Source organism: Variovorax sp. P4_B10 (assembly GCF_056402375.1).
The window spans coordinates 1-5733 of the sequence record NZ_JBFUHN010000151.1 but is presented as its reverse complement, the minus strand read 5'-3'; the positions used below and the strand labels follow the sequence as shown (position 1 = coordinate 5733).

6 protein-coding genes are annotated in these 5733 nt (G+C 62.1%); all 6 read left to right on the top strand.

The features are described 5' to 3' along the window. Positions 1-757: CaiB/BaiF CoA transferase family protein (locus tag AC1DXX_RS32905; RefSeq protein ID WP_478138396.1), on the top strand; the 757-nt coding region annotated here is incomplete at its 5' end. After that, positions 758-1906 carry a hypothetical protein gene (locus AC1DXX_RS32900; RefSeq protein ID WP_478138395.1) on the top strand — a complete coding sequence of 383 codons (1149 nt, stop codon included), beginning with the start codon at positions 758-760 and terminating at the stop codon, positions 1904-1906. An 87-nt stretch (positions 1907-1993) separates the two neighbouring features. Then, positions 1994-3010, top strand: a complete 1017-nt coding sequence (locus AC1DXX_RS32895) for a 2Fe-2S iron-sulfur cluster-binding protein (protein WP_478138394.1) — start codon at positions 1994-1996, stop codon at positions 3008-3010. 29 nt (positions 3011-3039) lie between these two features. Further along, on the top strand, positions 3040-4194 hold the full coding sequence (locus AC1DXX_RS32890) for an ABC transporter substrate-binding protein (RefSeq protein WP_478138393.1): 1155 nt from the start codon (positions 3040-3042) through the stop codon (positions 4192-4194). A gap of 54 nt (positions 4195-4248) precedes the next feature. Beyond that, positions 4249-5289 carry a branched-chain amino acid ABC transporter permease gene (locus AC1DXX_RS32885; protein ID WP_478138392.1) on the top strand — a complete coding sequence of 347 codons (1041 nt, stop codon included), beginning with the start codon at positions 4249-4251 and terminating at the stop codon, positions 5287-5289. Next, positions 5286-5733, top strand: a 448-nt coding sequence (locus tag AC1DXX_RS32880; protein ID WP_478138391.1) for an ABC transporter permease subunit, incomplete at its 3' end; no start/stop codon positions are given. The genes AC1DXX_RS32885 and AC1DXX_RS32880, both read left to right, overlap by 4 nt.

Here is a 5733-nt window from a genome sequence, read left to right as displayed (position 1 = left end):
GATGTGTGGGCTGATGTCGGTCAATGGCGAGAAGGGCGGGGCGCCCCTGCGCATGGGCATTCCCGTGGTGGACATCGTTACCGGCATGAATGCGGCGCTCGCTGTGCTGCTGGCGCTGCAGGCCCGCGTTTCCTCTGGCTGCGGACAGTTTGTCGAAGCCACGCTATATGACTCCGGCCTGTCGCTCATGCATCCGCACCTTCCCAACTATTTCCTCTCCGGCAAGGCGGCAGGAAGAAGCGGAAACGCACATCCCAACATCGCCCCCTACGACTCCTTTCCTACCAGGACCAACCCGATCTTTCTTGCGGTGGGCAATGACGGCCAGTTCGCCAGAATGTGCCGCTTGCTTGGCGATGAAGCGATGGCCGAGGATCCAAGGTTCGCAAGCAATGCAGAACGCCTGATGAATGTTGCCGCCTTGAGGCGGGGGCTGGAAGGGCTGCTGGCATCCCACGATGGCAACGAAGTCGCCTCCCGCCTGATGGCGTCGGGCGTCCCGTGCGGGCCTGTGATGGACGCGCATCAGGCCATCACCCACCCGCATGCGGTGGCTCGTTCGCGTGTGGTGCGGCYGGGTTCATACACCGGCGTTGCTTCCCCGATCTCCATGTCCAGAACCCCGGCGACCTACAAGCTCACGCCCCCGTCGTTCGGCGAACACAGTGGACGCATTCTCGACAGCCTGGGTTTTGATGCACGGGCGATCAGCGGGCTGGCGGCAGCAGGGGTCATCCCTGATTCGCCGGTTTATTAATTGACCGTCCAGACGGTTAATGACTATAATTTTTCATCGAAAGACGAAAGGCAAGAAATGGCAGTTAGCAACGAATCCCTCGAAGACCTGGCGAAGGCCGCGAGCGCGCCGCCGGAGCTGTTCAGCGAAATGCCGAGCCCCGAAAAGCTGCTCTTCGACACCGAGGGCGCACCCAAGATCGAATCGCGCAACATCTTTCCGCTGGAATGGCTGGTGGACACCCCAAAGCTCTATGAGATCTACGACGGTGCGCGGGATCCGGGCTGGGCGCCCAACACGCTGCCATGGGACACGCTCGACGCGTCGGCCATGACGCAGGACCAACGCTACGCGATCGCCTACTGGTTCTCCTTGCTGTCGGTGTTCGACGGCTCAGGCCCGGTAGTGTTCGCCAGAACGCTGATTCACACCTACGAGTGCAAGGAAGAGGATCCGATCCGCAAGTGCTTCTTCTCCGTCGTGCGCGACGAGATGAACCACGAGGAAGTATGCGGACGCGCCATCAAGGCAATGACCCCGGATGGTCCGCTTGGCTACGAGCCGCTCACGCCACTGGGCAAGCTGGCCCGCAACAACATCGAATGGCTTTACTACAACGGCTCGCGCTACTGGACCGGTTTCAACAAGGCCATCGACAAGTATTCGCTGCCCATCCTCTTCACGTCCTTCCTTTTTGGAGAGGTGGCCTCCAGCACGCTGTTCCACGGCATGTACCAGCGCACCACCATCCCCGTGTTCAAGGAAGCGTTCAAGCGCATCGGCCAGGACGAGGGGCGCCACCTCGGCATCTGCCTTGCGGTGCTTCAGAAGCTGCTGCCGGTCCTCACGCCGGAAGACAAGGAAATGATCACGCTACAGCTGCGCGCGGGCTTCATCTTCCTGTCCGGCATTCTGTTCGAGCCGCCGGAGCAGTTCTGGGAATTGCCCAAGACCTTCATTCCCGCGCAGCGTCACCTCGAAGAGGCGGCCCGCAGTGCCGGCCTGGGAATCCTGACGCTCGAGGAGCGCAAGGCCAACTGGAAGACGGCAGTGCTTCGCATGAAGGCCAACCTCGATCCCTACGGGATCGAATTCCCGGCGCTGCCGGAAGTCGGTATCGACGGTAAAGAGGTCACGTATGACCCGGAAAAAATCATCCCGATCTTCTGAGCCAAGCCTCATGGTCCGAGACAACTTCGAGGCCCGGCGAGATGCCGTGGCGACGATCCGCGGACCGGGCCGGGCAGGAGGACTCGCATGAATCAGTGCGAGATCCTGGTGCAGAACGCGGGCGTGCGTTTTGTGATTTCAAAGGACGACAGCATTCTCGACGGCGCGCTGGCGCAAGGGGTGAAGCTGCCGCACCAGTGCCGCGGAGCCTCCTGCGGCGAATGYAAATCGCGGGTGATCAGCGGAGAGGTGAATCATGGCTGGGCGCTGGGTTTCGCGATCACCGACGAGGAAAAGGATCAGGGCTTTTGCCTGATGTGCCAGGCCAGGCCGGTCTCCGATCATCTGGAGCTGGTGACCGTCAAGCCGATGCCTTCGGCGACCCAGGGCCCCAAGAGCATTCAGGTCGAAGTGGTGGCCCTGACTCGCCTGACACCGCGTGTGAGTCGGCTCGTGCTGTCGCAGGCGGCAGGCGATTCGTTTCGCTACGAGGCTGGCGACTATGCCGAGCTCGTGTTGCCGGGAATCCAGCCGAACCGGATGTACAGCTTCGCGGGACCGCCCCGCAGCGATGGCCTTCTCGAATTTTTCGTCGCTCTGCATCCTTCGGGAAAAGCCAGTCAGTACGTCACGAACGAATTGCTGGTCGGTGACCTCATCCAGGTCTGTGGGCCGTTTGGGTCCTGCCGCATGCCTGAAGGGGAAGGGCCAGTCGTCGGCCTCGCTGGCGGAACCGGCCTTGCGCCCGTCCTTGCGATTTTTGAGGAAAGTCTTTCGAAAGGCTCGAAAGACGCACACCACCTCCTCCTCTCGGTACGCGAGGACAAGGAACTGTTTGCGCTGGACCGCCTGCGCGGGCTGATGAACCGTCACGACAACTTCGGCTTCGATGTGCTGGTGACCGACGAGCCGAGCCGCTTCTGCGCCGCGAAGGAGTACGCGCCGCAATGGCTGAAACGCAAATACCTGTCACTGGCGGACAGCAGGGCAGTGATTGGCGGGTCCCCCGGCTTCGTCGAAGCCTGTGTCGGCGCCTGCGCGGCGCTGGGCATGCCGGCTGGAAGGATGGCCACCGATTCCTTCAATCCCACCGCGGCAGTTTGATTTTCAGTCAGTAAAACAGGAGACAAAACATGAAGTCGGTTTCAGCATCCCTCGCACTTGCCCTGGCTACAGCGCTTCCCCTTCACGCCATGGCGGACATCAATGTAGGCGTGGTGATCTCGGCCACCGGGCCGGCGGCATCGGTCGGCATCCCGCAGCAGCGCACCGTGCAGCTCCTTCCGGTTGCGGCTGGCGGCGAGAAAGTCAACTACGTCGTGCTGGATGACGCGTCGGACACGTCGACCTCGGTGAAGAACGTCCGCAAGCTGATCTCGGAAAACAAGATCGACGTCCTGATCGGGCCGAGCCTCACGCCCAATTCGCTGGCGCTTCTCGATCTGCTGGCTGAAAGCGGCACACCCATGATCAGCCTGGCGGGTTCAGGTGTGATCGTGCAGCCAGTGGATGCCAAGCGCAAGTGGGCTTTCAAGACGCCCCAGAGCGACACCAACATGGCCACCATCGTGATCAAGCACATGCTGGACAACGGGGTCAAGACCGTCGCCTTCATCGGTTTCAACGATGCGTACGGGGAAGGGTGGTGGAAGGAGTTCAGCAAGCTGGCCGAGTTGCGCAAGATCGATGTGGTCGCCAACGAACGTTACAGCCGGACCGACACGAGCGTGACAGGACAGATCCTGAAGATCACGGCTGTGAATCCCGATGCTGTTTTCATCGCAGCCTCCGGGACACCTGCGGTACTTCCGCAGGCGACCCTCGCAGAGCGTGGTTTCAAGGGCAAGGTCTACCAGACCCACGGCGTCGCCAACAACGACTTCCTGCGCGTAGGCGGCACCAAGCTCGAAGGCACGTTTGTGCCCGCGGGCCCCGTGCTGGTCGCCGAACAGTTGCCCGCGGACCACCCGGCCAAGGCACCGTCCATGATCTTTGTGAAAAAGTATGAGGCCATTCCCGGAGCGGGTGCCCGTTCGACGTTCGCAGCCTACCTGTGGGATGCGTCGCTTCTTCTGCAGGATGCCGTGCCGCGTGCACTCAAGCAGGGCGGTAGCCCCGGCACACCCGAGTTCCGGAAATCATTGCGCGATGCGATCGAGGGCTCCAAGAACATCCAGGCAACCAACGGCGTCTACAACATGTCGCCGACGGACCACATCGGCCTCGACCAGCGCAGCAGGGTGATGGTCCGCATCGAGAAAGGCACCTGGAAGTACATCGGCGAATAGGCCCGGTTCACCAGAACAACAAGCGGATCACAAGCATCCGCACGGAGACTCACCTTGGACATCAACACTGCATTGATCCTGCTGCAGGACGGCATCACATCGGGCGCGGTTTACGTCCTGCTGGCTGTCGCGCTCGTCATGGTATTCACGGTTACGCGGATCGTCCTGGTTTCCCAGGGGGAGTTCGTCGTCTTTTCCGTTCTCACCGTGGCGGCCTACCAGCAGGGACAGCCACCCGGTGCGGTCTGGATCGTCGCCGGTGCGGCGGTGATCGCAACCGCCATGGAATTGGGCGTGCGCCTGCAGGAGCGCAGCTACAGCGGCCTCGGCACGCGGGTGCTCGTCCTGCTCGCGATTCCCCTGTGTTGCGCGGGCTTCAGCCATTTCGGCGTCGACCAGGAAAGTCCGTACTGGATCCAGTGCGCTTCCGCTGTCGCGCTTGTCACCAGCATGGGACCTGCGATCTACCGTATTGCGTTCAAGCCACTGGCCGAAGCGACGCCGCTCGTGCTGCTCATCGCCGCGATCGCGCTTCATCTGCTGCTCCTTGGCCTTGGCCTGGTGGTTTTTGGTCCCGAAGGGTCGCGTCTACCGGAATTTGCTTTCCAGGCGCCGCGTATCGGGTCGTTGGCGTTGAGCGCCCAGGGCATCGTGGTTGTGTCCGTCAGCGCCGCCATGATCGGTGTGCTCTATCTCCTTTTTGACCGGACGCTGCTGGGGAAGGCCTTGCGTGCGACGGCTGTGAGCCGAACCGGTGCGCAGCTGGTCGGTGTTTCTCCTGGACTCGCGGGCGAGTTGTCGCTGACGCTGGCGGCGTTGATCGGGGCTGCCTCCGGAATCCTGATCGGCCCCATCACCACCATCTACTACGACTCGGGTTTCCTGCTCGGACTCAAGGGGTTCGTCGGCGCCATCGTGGGGGGGCTCGGCGGGTATGGCCTCGCCGCCATGGGTTCGCTGGTGGTGGGTTTGATGGAAGCCTTCGCGTCATTCTGGGCGAGCCCGTACAAGGAAATCATCGTTTTCACGCTCATCGTTCCAGTCCTGATGTGGCGTTCGGTGCGTGACCCGCATGTGCAGGAGGAGGAGCAATGAACCGGCTACTTCTGGCGGCCCTTCTTGCCTCGGCCATCGCGCTGCCGCTGTTGGCCTCGAGCTACTACATCACCCTGTTCAGCTTCATCCTGCTGAATGCGCTTGTCGCGCTCGGCCTGGTTCTGCTGACCGGCGTCGCCGGCTTGATCTCGTTCGGCCAAGCGGCCTTTGTCGGCATCGGGGCTTACACCACCGCCTATTTGAGCACCCAGTTCGGGATGGGAGGCTTCGCCACGCTGGCTTGCACCATCGCACTCGTTGCTGCGAGTGCCTTCGTGATCGGCCGCCTGACGCTCTCGATGGGCGGTCACTACCTGTCGCTGGCAACCCTCGCGTGGGGACTGAGCGTCTATTACGCGCTTGGCCAGATCCAGGCATTGGGTGGGTTCAACGGACTTGGCGGCGTTCCCGTGCTCGACTTGGGCGGCATCACGCTGTCCACCG

Bases quoted from the DNA above. Each gene is read 5' to 3' on its own strand.
- AC1DXX_RS32890 (WP_478138393.1), top strand. From the start codon at position 3,040: ATGAAGTCGGTTTCAGCATCCCTCGCACTTGCCCTGGCTACAGCGCTT.